The 16,322-nt window shown below is 39.2% G+C and carries 10 protein-coding genes; 9 read left to right on the top strand and 1 reads right to left on the bottom strand.

Going from position 1 to position 16,322, the window contains the following annotated elements:
- Positions 1–255: 255 nt before the first annotated feature.
- From H4J46_RS00785 to H4J46_RS00750, 8 genes are all read left to right on the top strand, one after another.
- A complete protein-coding gene (locus tag H4J46_RS00785; RefSeq protein ID WP_182231688.1) occupies positions 256–1,308 on the top strand; it encodes an oxidoreductase in 1,053 nt (350 codons plus the stop codon).
- 83 nt (positions 1,309–1,391) lie between these two features.
- Positions 1,392–1,730 carry a hypothetical protein gene (locus H4J46_RS00780; protein WP_182231687.1) on the top strand — a complete coding sequence of 113 codons (339 nt, stop codon included), beginning with the start codon at positions 1,392–1,394 and terminating at the stop codon, positions 1,728–1,730.
- An 806-nt stretch (positions 1,731–2,536) separates the two neighbouring features.
- On the top strand, positions 2,537–6,457 hold the full coding sequence (locus H4J46_RS00775) for an exodeoxyribonuclease V subunit gamma (protein WP_182231686.1): 3,921 nt from the start codon (positions 2,537–2,539) through the stop codon (positions 6,455–6,457).
- Entirely contained in the window at positions 6,454–10,206 is a 3,753-nt protein-coding gene (gene recB, locus H4J46_RS00770) for an exodeoxyribonuclease V subunit beta (RefSeq protein ID WP_182231685.1), read from the top strand. Before H4J46_RS00775 ends, recB begins: the two co-directional genes overlap by 4 nt.
- Positions 10,199–12,364, top strand: coding sequence for an exodeoxyribonuclease V subunit alpha (gene recD / locus H4J46_RS00765; protein WP_259365619.1), 2,166 nt, complete (start codon positions 10,199–10,201; stop codon positions 12,362–12,364). The genes recB and recD overlap by 8 nt, the downstream gene beginning before the upstream one ends.
- A 54-nt stretch (positions 12,365–12,418) precedes the next feature.
- A complete protein-coding gene (locus H4J46_RS00760) occupies positions 12,419–12,985 on the top strand; it encodes a DUF3087 family protein (protein WP_182231684.1) in 567 nt (188 codons plus the stop codon).
- A 241-nt stretch (positions 12,986–13,226) separates the two neighbouring features.
- Positions 13,227–13,487, top strand: a complete 261-nt coding sequence (locus H4J46_RS00755; RefSeq protein WP_182135519.1) for a DUF5062 family protein — start codon at positions 13,227–13,229, stop codon at positions 13,485–13,487.
- A 161-nt stretch (positions 13,488–13,648) separates the two neighbouring features.
- Positions 13,649–13,867, top strand: a complete 219-nt coding sequence (locus H4J46_RS00750) for a DUF2986 domain-containing protein (protein WP_182231683.1) — start codon at positions 13,649–13,651, stop codon at positions 13,865–13,867.
- A 270-nt stretch (positions 13,868–14,137) separates the two neighbouring features.
- Here H4J46_RS00750 and H4J46_RS00745 read toward each other — a convergent pair whose 3' ends face one another.
- Positions 14,138–14,947, bottom strand: a complete 810-nt coding sequence (locus H4J46_RS00745) for a crotonase/enoyl-CoA hydratase family protein (RefSeq protein ID WP_182231682.1) — start codon at positions 14,945–14,947, stop codon at positions 14,138–14,140.
- 272 nt (positions 14,948–15,219) lie between these two features.
- On the opposite strand from H4J46_RS00745, the gene H4J46_RS00740 reads away from it, so the two are divergent.
- Positions 15,220–16,266, top strand: coding sequence for an isoaspartyl peptidase/L-asparaginase family protein (locus tag H4J46_RS00740; protein WP_182231681.1), 1,047 nt, complete (start codon positions 15,220–15,222; stop codon positions 16,264–16,266).
- The last annotated feature ends 56 nt before the right edge of the window (positions 16,267–16,322 follow it).

The following is a 16,322-nucleotide window of genomic DNA, read 5'->3' as shown; positions in this document are numbered from 1 at the left end:
TTGACTAATAAAAATATCGCTAGAAAAGTTAATTAAAAAGCCAATTGCACTGGCAGGCTTTGGTAAGTAACGTAGAGGTTTATATGATTACTTAGCTAAATAAGTGTTTTATATCAGCACATAATAAGTTGATTAAAATACAGGGAATAGTTGGCCTTCGCTCATTTTTCGTTGGCTTTATTGTGCTACACTTTTTTTTAATGATATTTTAGTTTTTGATGAATTCATCTGGTCATAAAAATAGGTTATTTTTACATGATAAAAGTTGGTGTAATAGGATACGGATATTCAGCTAAAACATTTCATATTCCCCTGATAGAAGCATCAGAATATATGGAAATAGTAGCGATAAATAGTTCTCAAAAAAAATTAGTAAGGGAGCAACATCCTAACATTGCCATTTTTGATACGGCACAAGCGTTAATAACGAGTGCAAACCTTGAATTAATTGTCATCACAGCACCAAATAATGTGCATTATTCCTTAGCAAAATTGTGCTTAGAACATGGCATTAATGTTGTTATAGAAAAACCTATGGTTACCACCAGTGCAGAAGCGCAGGAACTAGTAGACCTAGCTAAAAAGCAGGCTTTATTACTGTCTGTTTTTCATAACAGGCGGTGGGATGGCGATTTTTTAACGGTTAAAAAGCTCTTAAAAAACAATCAACTTGGAGATGTTCGATACTTTGAATCTCATTATGATCGTTTTCGCCCAACCGTTAGGCAAAGATGGAGAGAACAAGCAGGAAAGGGCTCTGGAATATGGTTTGATTTAGGCTCACATTTAGTGGATCAAGCAATCAATATTTTTGGTTTGCCTGAGGCATTAACGGCAAGATGTTTACCATTAAGAGCAAACTCTCAAACCACGGACTACTTTCACGTGCAACTTCATTATGAAAATCTTGAGGTTGTTCTCCATGCAAGTTCATTTTCAGCGGCTCCCAATATGCGCTTTCGTATTGAAGGAACAAAAGGAAGTTTCATTAAATATGGTTTTGACCCGCAAGAAGAGCAACTAAAAAAGAGGATAAGCCCAATAAATTCCTTGTATGGTGTCGAAAATGAGGAAAACTATGGTCATCTATACACTGAATTTTCGAATGCAGCGATAGAAACTGAGCGGGGTTGCTACACCCGATACTACTTAGAAATTGCTCAAGCTTTAAAGTTAGCCGGTTTTAATCCAGTTAATCCAGCAGATGCAGTAGAGGTTTTAAACATACTTGAATTAGCAGGAATAAGCAGTAAGAGTGGTAAAAAAATTATGATATCTACAGCTAAAAACGATGAACGACTGAAATAGGACAAATAAAATTTGTTTTTTGCTGCCGTGTCGCTTACTTTAGCCAGCCATATTGTCCTGCTGAAATAGCTGTAAGGTTTAAAATGAATATTCTTTGTCCAAATTGTCAAAATGCACTTATTGCAAAAAGTGATGTAAACAAGTTGTTACCACTTAAACGGTTTGGACTCTCTGAGGTAAAGTGTAAAAGCTGTGGTAGCCTTTGTGTTTCAACAGGAAAGTCCAAAAGTATCTGGTTTGCTATTTTTTTAGCGACATTAATATTTTTAATGCTTACGGGTAAGCAACTAGTAGAATTTAGCGGCTATGACTCAGACGTTCGTATTATAGTACTGCTTGTGGTTTATTTCTTCGTAAATTGGCTTTTTTCTTATATCTGGCCAAAAGTTATCTCTATAGAGTTAAAAACAGGCACTGAGTAACACCAAGCTTACTAATTTTCTGATCATTTCACCTGGTTAAGACAAGTCACTACGGTGTTATTGATTTAATCACAAGCCGCTAAACGTTTGTCCCATTTAGGTTGGATTTCAGTTCATCACGTTAAATGAAATTTAACGGTTATTGGCAGAAATTCAGCTTTAGATGTTGGCTTGACCTATCACGTTAATTGACAGCTAAACGTTTGTCGGACTGAAGTTCGAACTACAAAAAAAATGATAAAACAATGTGTAAAGACAAAATTATCATCAGTAAAAGCAACTTTGGTTCAATACTCATTTTTTTTAACCCTTTGTAATTAGATTTCATAACCTAATAATCGTGTGGTGGAACAGAGAAAAATCAATAATAGTTGTTGTTAAAGCCGGTTATTCGCCGATTTGAATATATACCCATTCCACTTTAATAAGCAGGTTTGTGCAAATCGACAAAGGTTTATCGAAGGTATGGATGACTTCCAGTAATCATGCTTTTCTCCTATAGACTAGGTAAAACTGTTGAAAATTTTTGCTAGATTTTTGTTAAGAAAATAACCATTATCATCGTATCCCGACTTTATCTTATTTTCTCGTTTAACGCTGAAACTACACTTTGAAATGGCTTGGGTATCACACTGATCTTAAAAAATATCTTTGGTTTAACTTCAAATAAAGTGAAAGGTGTTTAGTTTATCTAATATGCTTATTATTCAATGATTTTCAATTCCTATGAGACAACAACCGCTAGTGTTATCGTGCGTGATGTGGTTAAATTTAACTATAAAAACCCTGGCTAAAAAGGCGCGCACTTGTTCTATCTTTATCCCGCTAACAAAATGGAAAATTTGTTAGTGCTACTTGATAAAATTCAGCAACTCTCCCCACTTCCTGTTTTCGCTCAAGACACTGTTATTGTGCAAAATGCCGGTATGCAACATTGGCTGAATATGTCACTGGCCGAGCAGCGAGGCATTAGCATGAATATGCGTTATGCCTTACCATCACAATTTTTGTGGAATTTAATTAGAAATTTAGCCAGCGATGAAGACGTGCCTGAGCAATCACCTTATTCACGAGAAGTACTTGCTTGGCGCATCGACACTTTATTAGCATCAAATGAAGTCATTGATGATGTCTCGTTTCAAGTAGCCAGTGATTATTGGCAGGCTGAACCCAATAACTCTGAAAATGTTAACAATACGGTTAATCGCTCTATTCCTAATAAAAGTGCGGCTAATAAAAACACCGCTGGTCAAAGGTACAGTGATGCTGAGCAGTTAAAACGTTATCAGTTGGCTTGTCAGTTAGCTGATTTATATGAGCAATATTTAATATTTCGTCCTGAATGGATCCACGCTTGGCACCAAGGTGAATTTATCGCTTTTGATCAACAAGCGACTGAGAATTCAACTGTATCAGATGATAATCAGCAACACATTGAAAGTAATGCTATTTGGCAAGGAAAGCTTTGGCATTTATTGGTGCGCGAACAACCTTATAATCCGCGTGAACTGGTCGCACTGGCGATAAAAAACTTAAATAACCTTGATCGATTAACAGCACAAGCGTTGCCGCATCGCTTATCATTTTTTGGCATTAATGCCATGGCGCCACTTTGGCTTGAGTTTATTAATGCCTTAAGTGAAAAAATTGATGTGCATTTTTTCCATTTAAACCCTTGTTATGCTTATTGGGGCGATGTGGTGACAGAAAAAAATGCCATTGAAGCTTGGCTCAAAGGTACAGACTTTTCGGTGGAACAAGTCAATGAGGTGAGTAATGAAAGTTTTGATAAGCAAGGTCTTAATGCTGATTTAGCTGATATAAACCAGCAAGTAGGTAATCCTCTTTTAGCCAATTTGGGCCAGCAAGGCCGAGAATTTATGGCGCTTTTATATCAGTACAGCACAATCAATATTGAGGTCTTTGAATCAGCCGTTGAAGACTTAAATAGTGCTGAGCAAGTCAATCCTAGCCCTGAAGAGATTTCACAGGTCATGTCACAAGCCAACATTTTAGCGAGTGTTCAGCAAGACATTTTATCTTTGTCAGATGCTCGCCATCAAGAGCCACAAAGCCCCGCACAAGCGCCAAAAGTTGATGGCTCAATTTTGATCACCAGTGCTCACAGTGCTTTGCGTGAAGTGCAGGGTTTACACGACTGGTTACTACATCAATTTAATCAAGATAAAAGTTTAACGCCAAAAGACGTATTAGTGATGTGCCCGCAAGTTGAGCAATATGCGCCTTATGTTAATGCCGTTTTTACTCGAGGATGGCAAGATGTTGCTGACGAAGTGCCACCGTTACCTTGTTCGATTGCCGATCGCATTAGTAAAGACGCCGAGCCATTAGTGGCCGCGTTTACCCAGTTGTTAAGCTTGCCCGATAGCCGCTTTCAAGTGTCAAGTTTAATTGCTTTATTACGCTTACCGGCGATGCAGTCTCGCTTTGACATTAACCTTGACGACATCGAAAAAATCACTCATTGGCTTGAACTTTCTTGTGTGCATTGGGGTTTAAATAAAGCTCATAAACAACAAGTGTTAAAGCAAAGCCAAGCAGCTGAGGTGAGGGAAGAGCATAATAAGCAAACTAGTACTGAGGAAGGCGAGCAAGAAAATGAAGCAGTGGCTTCAGATCTAAACAACGCCAGTAACAGTTTTACTTGGCAACAAGGTTTAAGCCGTTTAATGCGCGGTTTTGCTTTTGCAGATTATAGTGTGATTTACCAAAATCAGCTGTTATTGCCTACCATCGAAGGCAGCGACAGTGAGCTGCTTGGCAAACTTATGTTGATTATTGAGCAATTACAACTAACCGCTATTAGCATGTCAAAAGCACGCACAGCCGTGCAATGGCAGCAATTTTTGTTTGATCTATTGCAACAACTTTTTGACGACAAAAGCGATAATGGTTTGAATATTATTCGCACCGCCATTGAGTCGTTAGTGGAATATTGTCAGCATGGTGCTTACGACAGTGTGATTAGTTTGGCGGTTATTCGTGACTTTTTAAATAGTCACTTCAGTCAGCCCGATCCCGGTCGACAGTTTATGATTGGGCAAGTTACCTTTTGTTCTATGCTGCCTATGCGCAGTATTCCTTTTAAAATCATTGCGGTATTAGGCTTGAACGATGGCGAATTTCCACGCCAACGCCAACCACTAAGTTTTGATTTAATGACTACCACACCCGCGCAACTGGGTGACAGATCGCGCCGAGGTGACGACCGATATTTATTTTTAGAAGCGATGATTTCTGCCCGCCAAGCTTTGTATTTAAGCTATCAAGGTAAAAATATTAAGAATAATAAAGACCGTCAACCGTCGTTGGTATTAAAAGAGCTGATGGAATATCTTGCTCGCGGTTATGGTTGGCAGTTACTTGGTTTAAACGCCGAAGCGGCAACTAATGCAGAGGGCCAAATTAGACAATTACCTATGCAGGCGTTTAGCGAGAAAAATTACCTCGGTGCATTTGCCAGCTTTGATGCTAACTGGTTACACTTGCGCCAAGCAAAAGTTGGACTTGGTCATACAGCTACCCATGCATCAGAACATAGTGTTGTAAATATTTCGACAAGTATTCCGACAAATTTTTCAGCAAATAGCACAGAGCATAACCTAGAAGGCAGCGTAGAAAATAATATCACAACAGCCGTTGATACCAATACGGCTGGCAATCCTGAAAGTTTATCAGCTAATGATGTTATTCGCTTTTATCAGCATCCTGGGCGTTACTATGCTCAGCGAGCGCTTTATTTGTATTTAGACACCACCAATACATTGATTAATGACGTAGAGCCTTTTGTACCTAACCGACTCGATAGCTACTTACTGAGACAAGACTTGCTGAGCTATTACCTAGCACCGGCGCAAAGTAAACAAAGCTGTGATGAGATATTGCTTAGCGCTAAGCTGTCAGGAAACTTGCCCGACTTACCTAGTACTGACGAGCTAATACAAGGTTGGCAAAAAGACAGCGAAGACTTCAGCCAATTCATTATCACTGAATTAGCGCAACATGAAGGCTTAACCATTGACCCTATAGATTGTAGCGTCACGCTTAATTTAGCTGATGCTTTAACCAATAAAGTACTTTTTGATGACAGCCTATATTCAAGCAATGAACTAGCTAGCTTAAAAACTGTGTTACCTAAAAGCTTAACCCTTGATAGTAAATTGACTATTGTTGATAACAAGGTGGTGTTTTATCGCAGCAGTAGTGCGAAAGCGAAAGACTTATTTACCCTTTATTTACAACAACTTATTGTTCAAGTTGCACAGGTTGAGGCTTTACAAAGCAAGTCAGCACCAGCGAAAACCCCATTATATACCAATGTGGTCGCTACACATGGTTACTATTTTGACACCAAAAGCCAAAAGCCAAGCCAATTCTACTTTAGTGATATTAATGATGCCAAAGGGCAATTATTACGCTTAATCGTAACGTTTTATTTAGGCCAGCAGCAACCACTATTACTTAATGGTGATATTGCAGAGAAAATACGCAAGAGCAAAATCTTTGAACAAACACAGTTTGAACAGTTTTGGTCTGACAGCAATAGCTTTCAAGCCTTTGGTGACGAAGCCTATGTACAATATTTTTGGCCACAATGTCCTGATTATCAAAAAATTTCACCCAGATTACTTGCTTTGTATCAGCCAATGTTCGATGCCCTGCAGTCAGTAAAGTTAGCAGCAAAAGGGCAGGGAGCTAAAAAATGAAAAATTTAAACGCCAATACTATTGAGCTGCAAGGCAAACATTTAATTGAAGCCAGTGCTGGTACAGGTAAAACGCATAATATCACCCGAATATTTTTACGCTTATTGCTAGAGCGTGAATTACCGATTGAACAGATTTTGGTGATGACTTTCACCAAAGATGCGACAGAAGAAATTCGTGGTCGTATTGATGATTTTATTCGAGAAAGTTTACACAGCTGGGATAGGTTAATTGTTCAGGATGCTTATTTTAAAACCTTGAACCAAAATTTGGTCAATAAAAACATTGGAAGTCGTGAGGTAAAAGCGCGCTTAAGCCAGGCCTTATTGTATATCGATGAAGCCGCTATTTTTACCATTCATGGTTTTTGTAAGCGTGTACTAAACCAATATGCTTTTGCCAGCGGTATTAGCTTTAATGCCCAAATGGAAACTAACACCCAAGATATTACCTTAGAAGCCTGCCAAGACTGGTATCGCGTGTTGGCATTAGGTGCCAAAAATAACAGCCAAGCCTTTAAGTTGGTCAGCGAATTTTGGCCAGAGCCAACTACTTTTATTAATCAGTTTTCTAAAGCGTTAGCGACACAAAACGCCTTGAACGTGCAAGACCCAGAAAATATTAGTATTGAATTTAAAAGCTTAGTTGAACAAGCCATTGCTAGTTTAGATACCAATATAGCCATGTTAACCACCTCACTCATTGAGGTTAAAAAGGGCGTTGAACAAGAAAAACGCCAACAAGAATTAACGCTATTACTCAATTGGTTAGCAGAGCTGTCTGCTGATGTTGCAGGTAAGCACGGCAAAATGCCAGATGCTTTTATTGATGGTCGACGTTATGCCCGATCGAAAGTGAAAAGCGAATTAATTGAAATTTTTACCGCGGTCAATAGGGTTAAAAAACAACATCCTGATTTAGCAAAACAGATTAATCGCGCACAAGCCTTGTTGGTGGTGAGAAAGGGCATTTATCATATCCGCACAGAAATCACCCGAAAAAAACTGCAAGCGAATGTGATGGGCTTTGACGATTTAATTAGCACGTTAAATGATTGTTTGACGCCTAAATCAAGGCAGGAACCTGATCAGGTGTTGGCCAATAGTATATTTTCTCAATTTCCTGTCGCGCTGGTTGATGAGTTCCAAGATACCGACCCGCAACAGTTCTCGATATTAAAAGCGATTTATTATCATCAGCCAAGTGCTGCACTTTACATGATAGGCGATCCGAAACAAGCCATTTATGGTTTTCGTGGTGGCGATATTTTTGCCTACCTTTCAGCCCGAAACGACTGCGACCATCAGTGGTTAATGGATACCAACTGGCGCTCAAGTGCTGCCATGATCACCGGGTATAATCGTTTGTTTTACGGTAATAAATTATCTGATGATGCGGTTGATGTTTTTGGTTATCAAATTCCTTATTTACCGGTTAAAGCCTCAGTCAAGGCACACGAAAAAGTCTTTTCAGACAACGAATTTAATGCCCTACAGTTTATTCATTTTAATGTTGAAGCTGATGCTAAAAGCAAAGATGGTAAGGAAAAAGCGGTTAAACAAGGCTATCGCACGCAAATGTCGGCTTGGTGTGCCAATGAAATTGTCAGGTTATTAGCTTGCCCTGAACTTAACATGGCGAGTGGTGATATTGCTTTATTGGTCCGCGACGGTGCTGAAGCGGCTGATATTAAATTTGCCTTAAACCAATGTGGTTTAGCTAGTGTGTTTATGAGTAATCGCGCCAACTTATTGCAAAGTGATGAAACCAAACATTTACTGCAATTATTAAAAGGTATTTTGTTTTTAGAGAATGACCGTTTATATACCGCCGCATTAGCGAGCCCATTAATGGGCTTTAATCGCGAAAAATTATTGCAACTACAGCACGACGAACAACAATGGCAAGCATTAAAAATTAGCTTTGAAAAATTGCGTAATGAATGGCAGTTTAAAGGCTTTATCAGTATGGCATTGCAGTTAATGCATCAACATTTTCATATTGAGCTTAGCGCTGCAGATAATAGCGCTGACGATAAGCATAATGCGGATAGAATATTAACCAATTTATTGCACTTGTTTGAATTGTTACAAGGGGCAAGTCAACGACATCGTCAACCGCAAGAACTGCTATTTTGGTTTGAACAACAAAGTCAGATAGACAACCCAGAAGTTGAAGCTGAGCTACGTTTGGAAAGTGACGAAAACCTGATCCGTATTATTACGCAACATGGCTCTAAGGGCATGGAATATCCTGTGGTGTTTGTGCCGTTTGCCACGCGTCATAAAGATCCGCTTAAGTTCGGTAATCGTCAAGTCAGTTTTATTGAGTTTCATGATGAAAACGGCGTGCTACAACAGAGTCTAGACGGTAACGACGATGCGAAAACCCGCATGGCATCAGAAGCTTATGCTGAAGCTATTCGGCTGTTATATGTAGCGGTTACTCGCGCGGAAAAACGCTGTTATATTCTCAGCACGGCTTTCGACCATTATGAAAATTCTCCATTAGGTAAAACACTAAAATGGTTGGCAGATACTGATATTGCAACCAACTTGCAGCAATTAGCGCAAGACAATCCTGATGAAATAGCACTCGCAGTGTTAGACAATTATTTAACTGAAGAAAGCTTATCACAAGAAAACTTATCAAATGAAACCTTAGCTAAGCAAATTTCAGTCACTGGTAATACCCATACCCAAAGCACTAATGATGAAATCAATGCCAAGGTTATCGTTGAAAACCAAGCCCAAGTAGCCCGTTTTAATGGTAAAATTGAGCGTGATTGGTGGTTAAGTTCATTCTCCGCTTTGAGTAAAAATTTACGTCATAATGGTGTTTCTTCGCCTGATCGAGATAATCAAGAAACCGAACTTACTGATCAAGCAGATAATACTTACAACGCACTATCAAGTCATGTTAACGAGTTACGTTTTACCTTAACCAAAGGTGCACAAACTGGTAACTTACTCCATGATATTTTGGAACAAACCGACTTTTCAGCCCCTGATTGGCAAAAAAGCTGCCATTGGCCACTGGTAAAATATGGCGCTATAGATGGCATAATAGAAAAAGCGGCAGATAGCACTTTAAATAGTTCAGGAGAAAGTGGCGAAAATACGGCGCAAAGCCATGGCCAAATACGATTAATCAAATGGTTAGAAGAGGTATTACACACGCCACTTAACACTAATAACTCTTGGTCTTTAGCTCAGCTTGAGTGGCAAAATACGTTACGAGAAACCGAGTTTTATTACCCCATGCGCTCGGCAAGTAGTAGCTTATTAACAAAACTGCTGACCGAACATAGAAATAGTAATGCCAGTAGTAAAATAGCTAAAAATCATCGAGTGCATCTGCCTTCTTATCACCAACTTAAAGGTATGATGCATGGTTTTATCGATTTGATTTTTCAGGCCGATGGCAAATATTATGTTTGTGATTATAAGTCTAGCCATTTAGGCGATCACTATAGTGATTATAACGATTTGGCTATGCGTCATAATATTGAGAAAAATCATTACGACTTACAATATCTTATTTATGCTCTGGCATTACATCGTCATCTAAAATATGCCTTGGCTGATTATAATCCCGAGCAGCATTTTGGTGGTATTTATTATTTCTATTTACGTGGTATGAGCAACCTAACTCAGCATCAAAATTGTGGTGTTTATTATCGCCAAATTACCCTCGCAGAATTAGATCAACTTGATGATATTTTTGCTGGAGAAACCACTAATGCCTGAAATCATGATTAATCATAAAGCACAAAGTGAAAATATTTATGCATCGTTTCAACATGCATCAAGTCAACTTGATAGTTTGGTTGCCGTGGATTATTTTTTTGCTAAAGAAATCAGCCAATGTCTGGGTTTTTACCTGACTAATAACTTAGCTGATAAACAGACTGATGACATGTCGAGCGAAGAGCAACTGTTATCAAATCAACAACAATGGTTTCATTTGTTAATCGCTTTAAGTGCGAGTCTGCGAGACGGTCATAGTTGTTTACCTTTAGCGCAAGTAGCAGGTAAACGACTCTTTAATGATGGCACAAGTCAAAGTGCTGATGTAAACGAAAACCCGATAAACAACTTAGTGGTTACAACAGATACTAAGGGCTTTATATTTGCAGACCTTAAAACCCTAACGGCGCTGATGGAAAAACTGCCTTTAGCAAGCTTGGAGCAAAAGATAGAGGCTGAGCAGCAACCGATAGTGTTAAGTCATGAACGGCTTTATTTACGGCGCTATTATCAATTTGAGCAAGAGCTAAAGCAGCTAGTGCGAGAGCGACGTAACAGTCGAGAAAGGCAAGTTGAATCAGCGGAGAATTCCCAGCAAGTAAAATGTGAAATTGATACCATCAAAAGCATTGTCAACACTTTGTTTCCTGATTTAGCCGCACAGAATGAGTTACCAAATAGCGCGATTGACTGGCAAGGTGTTGCTGTAGCCAATGCGATGAATAAAGACTTTGCCATTATTGCCGGTGGTCCGGGTACAGGCAAAACTTATACCGTGACTAAACTGCTTGCTGCCTTGGTAATGTTAGCCATAGCTGATAGCGAAAACTCAAGTCAAGGTAGCCAAAATTTAACGGATGAAAGCTCAAGCGAAATAAACGTAAATAGGGCAAGTTTTACGGCACCACGAATCGCCTTAGTAGCGCCAACAGGCAAAGCGGCACAACGCTTATCAGAATCAATCACCAATGCGGTTCAAGGCTTTCGTGGTAGTATTGCTGACAAAGTATTAGACCTTATTCCAGAGCAAGCACAAACCCTACATAGATTATTAGGCGTTATTCCTGATCAGGTTAACTTTCGCCATCACCAAGAAAATAAACTCGCGATAGATATTTTACTGATTGATGAAGTATCCATGGTCGATTTACCTATGATGACGCGAATTTTTCGCGCCTTACCGGCCACAACTAAAGTCATTTTATTGGGTGATGCTGATCAATTACCCTCAGTGGCAGTTGGCAGTGTTTTAGCTGATTTTGCACCACGCCCACACTTAGGTTACAGCGCTTTAAATCATCAATATTTAGCCCAGGTAACCGGTTATCAAACGCTGACAAAAGATAACAGCGCATTAGCGGCCAATGAGCAATATAGTACCGGAGATTGCGTCACCTTTTTAATGAAAAGTCGTCGCTTTGATGGCGAAGGTGGCATAGGTAAAATCGCCAATTATGTTATTAAAGGCCAATATCAAGAAAGTTGGCAGTTATTGCAACCCAGCGAACCACTGAGTAACGATAAACAACTAACCTTATTATCGGGCACTATTGAAACTTGGCTTACACCCTTGGTTGAGCAGTATTACCTTGGCCTTTGTCAATGCGACAAGGTTGAAGAGGCTTTTGCCTTGTTGGCTAAATTTAGAATTTTATCGTCAACTCGTAAGGGTCCACAAGGGGTCGAAAGCCTAAATGCCTTAGTGATTGACATATTACGTAATAAAGGTGTAATTCCTTTTAATCGCTTTGAATCAGGTAACACCTTATACGCCAGTCAACCGATAATGATCAGTGAAAATGACTATCGCTTAGGTGTATACAATGGTGATATTGGCTTGCTATGGCATAATAGCCAAGGGCATTTAATGGCAGTATTTGAGAATACACAGGGCGGTTATAACTGGATAATGCCATCGCGTTTACCTAAATTTGAAACGGTTTATGCGATGACTATCCATAAAACTCAAGGTAGTGAGTTTGAACATGTCGCTATGGTACTACCCGAACAAAAAGACAATAGATTATTGTCGCGTGAATTATTATATACTGGCATTACTCGAGCGAAGCTGCAGTTAAGTATTGCTAGCAGTCATAGCGTTTGGCAAAGTGGCGTAAGTCAGCAAGTTAAACGCCATTCTGGCTTGGCAATAAATTAGCCTTTATCACCCTAGTTGTTCATCTTTATTGAAATTATAGAAGTAAGTTAAGAAATGAAATTAAAAGACATTGAAAAACCCGTTTACCGTAAACACCTCAATATTATTATTGTCAGCTTTATTGCCAGTCTGCTTATTTTAGCTTTGGCTTATGGACAAGCTTTGATTATGCTATTTGCTGATGTTGGCAATATAACCCCAGAGCCCGCAGTTAAAGCGGCAGGTGATTTGACAAATGATGGTGCAGCATCAGAAAGTAATTTTAGGTATAATTTTATTGGTGTATTATTCGCATTATTAACCTGTGTTTTTGCTTTGCATCGCCTACGAGCCAGTGCGTTTTTTAGTGAAGTGTATTATGTTTGGCAAATTAAGCAGCAACAAAACGCGATATATCGTAAACTGAAAAAAATAAAAGCTGCTGCTGATGACGATGTTAATGCACTGATTATTTTAAATTTTTATTATACCAGTTTAAAGCAAATTTATTTATTAGATGACAACACCTTAACCATGTCTAAACTTGATAAAGATATTAGTGAATTGAATACGCGAATAGAAAATAAAAATTTAACACTCTCTACCGATCAGTTTAATAAATCACTGTTGGTAGATTATTAAAATACCCATGTGAGTGATATGTCATGAGAGGTTAGCTTAGGTCGCAATCTCGTAGTTCAAGCCGTAGCCTTTTACCTTATTATAAGGTCGTAGCATAATTTACAGTAAGGGTTTTAATCTCAGTGCGGTAAATTATACGAATTGATTAAATGACGACTCAGTATGAGTAAGGCTCATTTTTGATCTTAAGGTTAACACCTGAGCTTGTTATTAAATAAAAATACAGGAAAATATACCGCGAATGAAGAAGTTAAAAAATGAAGCTGAATTATTGAAAAAAGCCATTGTTATTGGTGAAGGTTATGCAAAAAACCGTGGCTATAAAGGCTTTTCAACCACTAACGCTGCAAAGGACAAAATTGAAAGCCTATATCGATTGTTGGTCAATGATAAACTTATTCAACCTTTGCCAAAAGATGCTGAAGACTTGGCCAGCATGAAACATAAGTTATCGTTATGGATTGCCAAACAGTTACCCGCAGATCATCCGTTACTAAAATAACGAAGCATTTATCTCAGGTGCTAACTTAGCGGGCATAATGCTTAGCTTAGCTTAGTGGCTTTGATATGAGTGCCGTGTTCATCGTAACGTTTTTACAGTACATTTTTACAGTACTTTTTTATAGTACATCCTTGATAGTCATAGAGAAGCAAACAAGTTATATGAATCGTAAAAAGAAAATTAACCAAACCTTAAAATCAAAAATTAAGAAAATGAATGCTAAGCTGCAAAACTCAAGCAAGCCTAAGTATGTTTCTAAGGCCGACCGCGTGGCTGTTGCAGAAAAAGAAGCTGAAACTCATTTAGCTGATTGCGCAGAAAACTCGCCTGAAAGTGTTGTTGATAGTGCTGTGGATAGCGTTACTGATAGTGGTTCATAATAAACTATAAATTATTAACAAGTGCACAAGATTAGCAAGGTTAAAACCGACTAAAGTCCAACCTACATAGTACCCAAGGCGATACCATCACTTTTAGGTAATATGTAGGTTGGACTTTAGTCCATCAAGTTAAATGAAATTTAACCCTGTTCGCATAGATACAGAGCGATAAAACAATACACCACTGTAAATTTTTACTGGTCCATCAGATTATCACTCGCTTAACTATTGGCGGAGTGAAATCCAAACAACAAAAAATCAGCCAGCACTTTACCACTTTTTACGCGCTGAAAATGGCTTGTGCTGTTCAGCTTTATGGGTTTGATTATGAATTTTTTGATGAACATTTTTTCCCATTAAAATTCTAATTTGATAATAAGATTCACGAAATAGCGCCCAACCTTTGCTACCTTGCCAACTCTTGTTATAAAGCTTTTTATTGGCTGCGATCGCGTCAGGTGACTGTTGCATTAAAGCAAGGGCGAATTCTTGTGCATCGTCTAGAGGGGTTGCTGTGATTTCAGTGACTAAATTTAAGGCCAGTGCCTGTTGGCCGGTAAACGCTTCTGCCGTCATAGCGAGCTTTTTTGCTTGATCAATTGCGAGGAGGTCGCGCAATGCTATTGTGCCACCCATATCAGGTATTAAGCCCCATTTACCTTCTAGGATAGATAATGAGCTGTCTGGTGTAGCAAACCTAAAATCTGCTCCTAAGGCTATTTGTAAGCCGCCGCCCCAACATCGGCCATGAATAGCGCAAATAACGGGTACGGGAATATCCTGCCAACCGGTAGACACCACTTGCGCTAAGTTAGCATGCCAAGGTAAGACCTTAAATAGTAGTTTGATCATGCTCATTGGCGATTTCATGATAGATTTAACATCTAAGCCAGAGCAAAAGTCGTCGCCATTACCTGATAAAATAACCGCACGAATGTCACGGTTTTTACGCAGTGTTTTTATCGTCTGTCGAATGGCGATAAACATTGGCATATCTAAGGCATTAAGCTTATCCGCACGATTAAGTTTAACGTGGGCAATATTATGGGTGATCTCTACACTTACGCGTTGCTCAGTCATGGCTATCCTAGCTCAATAGCCTATTAGGCTATAAATATTATGCTAACGTTATTTGATGGTATGACCAGTACCATAGCGAAAGCGTTTATTAATGTCTACATTGAGTTAGCGTGGTCTAGGCTGAAAACTTGTAAAAGTAGAGAATTTATCGCACATTATTAGCTGAGATGGTTAGCCGATAGGGTTAGCATATATTTTTAGCACCTGATTATTGTGGCAATATTATACAAAGCGTTGCAGCGATATTACATTAAACATTACGGCGAAATCACATGAAAAACAAATTATTGTTATCAACTGTTTTAACCTTAGCAAGCGTGCCGCTATTTATGCATGCTGCTGCGCAAGCTCACCAAGAGCCGGTTTTTGCTATCGCTATACACGGCGGTGCAGGCACAATAAATAAAAGTAAAATGACCACAGAAAAGCGTAACGCCTATGAAACTAAGTTAAAACAAGCGCGTGATACCGGTTATGCTCTGTTAGCAGATGGAGAATCTAGTCAAGCGGCTGTTATTGCTGCTATTCAAATATTAGAAAACTCGCCATTGTTCAATGCCGGCAAGGGTGCAGTTTACACTTTTGATGGCGAGCATGAACTTGATGCGTCGATAATGAACGGTAAAACCTTAAGTGCCGGCGCTGTATCAGGAGTGAAAACCATCAAAAGTCCAATAGCGTTAGCCGAAGCCGTGATGGAAAAGTCGGTTCATGTCATGCTCAGTGGTGAAGGGGCGGAAGTTTTTGCGAAACAACAAGGCTTAGAAAGTGTTGAAAATAGCTATTTTGATACCGATGCGAGATACCAGTCGTTATTAAAAGCTAAAAAGCAGTTAGTAGAGCAAGAAAAAACACTGAAAAACTTTCAAGCTGCTCATCAAACACTGGGTAATGAATATAAATTTGGCACAGTGGGCGCGGTTGCACTGGATAAATCAGGTACATTAACAGCAGGGACTAGCACAGGCGGCATGACCGCAAAACGTTTTGGGCGTATTGGTGATGCACCCATTATTGGTGCGGGTACATACGCGAATAATGACAGCTGTGCTGTTTCAGCAACGGGTCACGGTGAATACTTTATTCGCTATCATGTCGCCGCAGATATCTGTGCGCGTATGCAGTATCAAGGCATTAGTCTTGAGAAAGCCGCAGACGTAGTGATAAATGATGTTTTAGTTCAGGCGGGTGGCTCAGGTGGTATTATTGCGATTGATACGGCGGGTAATATTACCATGCCATTTAATAGCACAGGTATGTATCGCGCGAGTAAATCGTCAAATGGTGCAGAATTTATTGGGATATTTAAAGATGATTAGAAGGTTGATGATTTTGAAAGGTTCAATTACCTTAAGGCGTTTTATTAATGGGTCTC

The sequence above is a fragment of the Colwellia sp. MB02u-6 genome, from assembly GCF_014077095.1.
Taxonomy (GTDB): Bacteria; Pseudomonadota; Gammaproteobacteria; order Enterobacterales; family Alteromonadaceae; genus Cognaticolwellia.
This window is presented reverse-complemented; position numbering and strand designations above follow the sequence as displayed.

Excerpts from the sequence above, each read along its gene's own strand:
- recB (WP_182231685.1), top strand. The coding sequence starts at position 6,454 with ATGAAAAATTTAAACGCCAATACTATTGAGCTGCAAGGCAAACATTTA.
- H4J46_RS00755 (WP_182135519.1), top strand. The coding sequence starts at position 13,227 with ATGAAGAAGTTAAAAAATGAAGCTGAATTATTGAAAAAAGCCATTGTT.
- H4J46_RS00745 (WP_182231682.1), bottom strand. The coding sequence starts at position 14,947 with ATGACTGAGCAACGCGTAAGTGTAGAGATCACCCATAATATTGCCCAC.
- H4J46_RS00760 (WP_182231684.1), top strand. The coding sequence starts at position 12,419 with ATGAAATTAAAAGACATTGAAAAACCCGTTTACCGTAAACACCTCAAT.
- H4J46_RS00785 (WP_182231688.1), top strand. The coding sequence starts at position 256 with ATGATAAAAGTTGGTGTAATAGGATACGGATATTCAGCTAAAACATTT.
- H4J46_RS00750 (WP_182231683.1), top strand. The coding sequence starts at position 13,649 with ATGAATCGTAAAAAGAAAATTAACCAAACCTTAAAATCAAAAATTAAG.
- H4J46_RS00740 (WP_182231681.1), top strand. The coding sequence starts at position 15,220 with ATGAAAAACAAATTATTGTTATCAACTGTTTTAACCTTAGCAAGCGTG.
- H4J46_RS00780 (WP_182231687.1), top strand. The coding sequence starts at position 1,392 with ATGAATATTCTTTGTCCAAATTGTCAAAATGCACTTATTGCAAAAAGT.
- recD (WP_259365619.1), top strand. The coding sequence starts at position 10,199 with ATGCCTGAAATCATGATTAATCATAAAGCACAAAGTGAAAATATTTAT.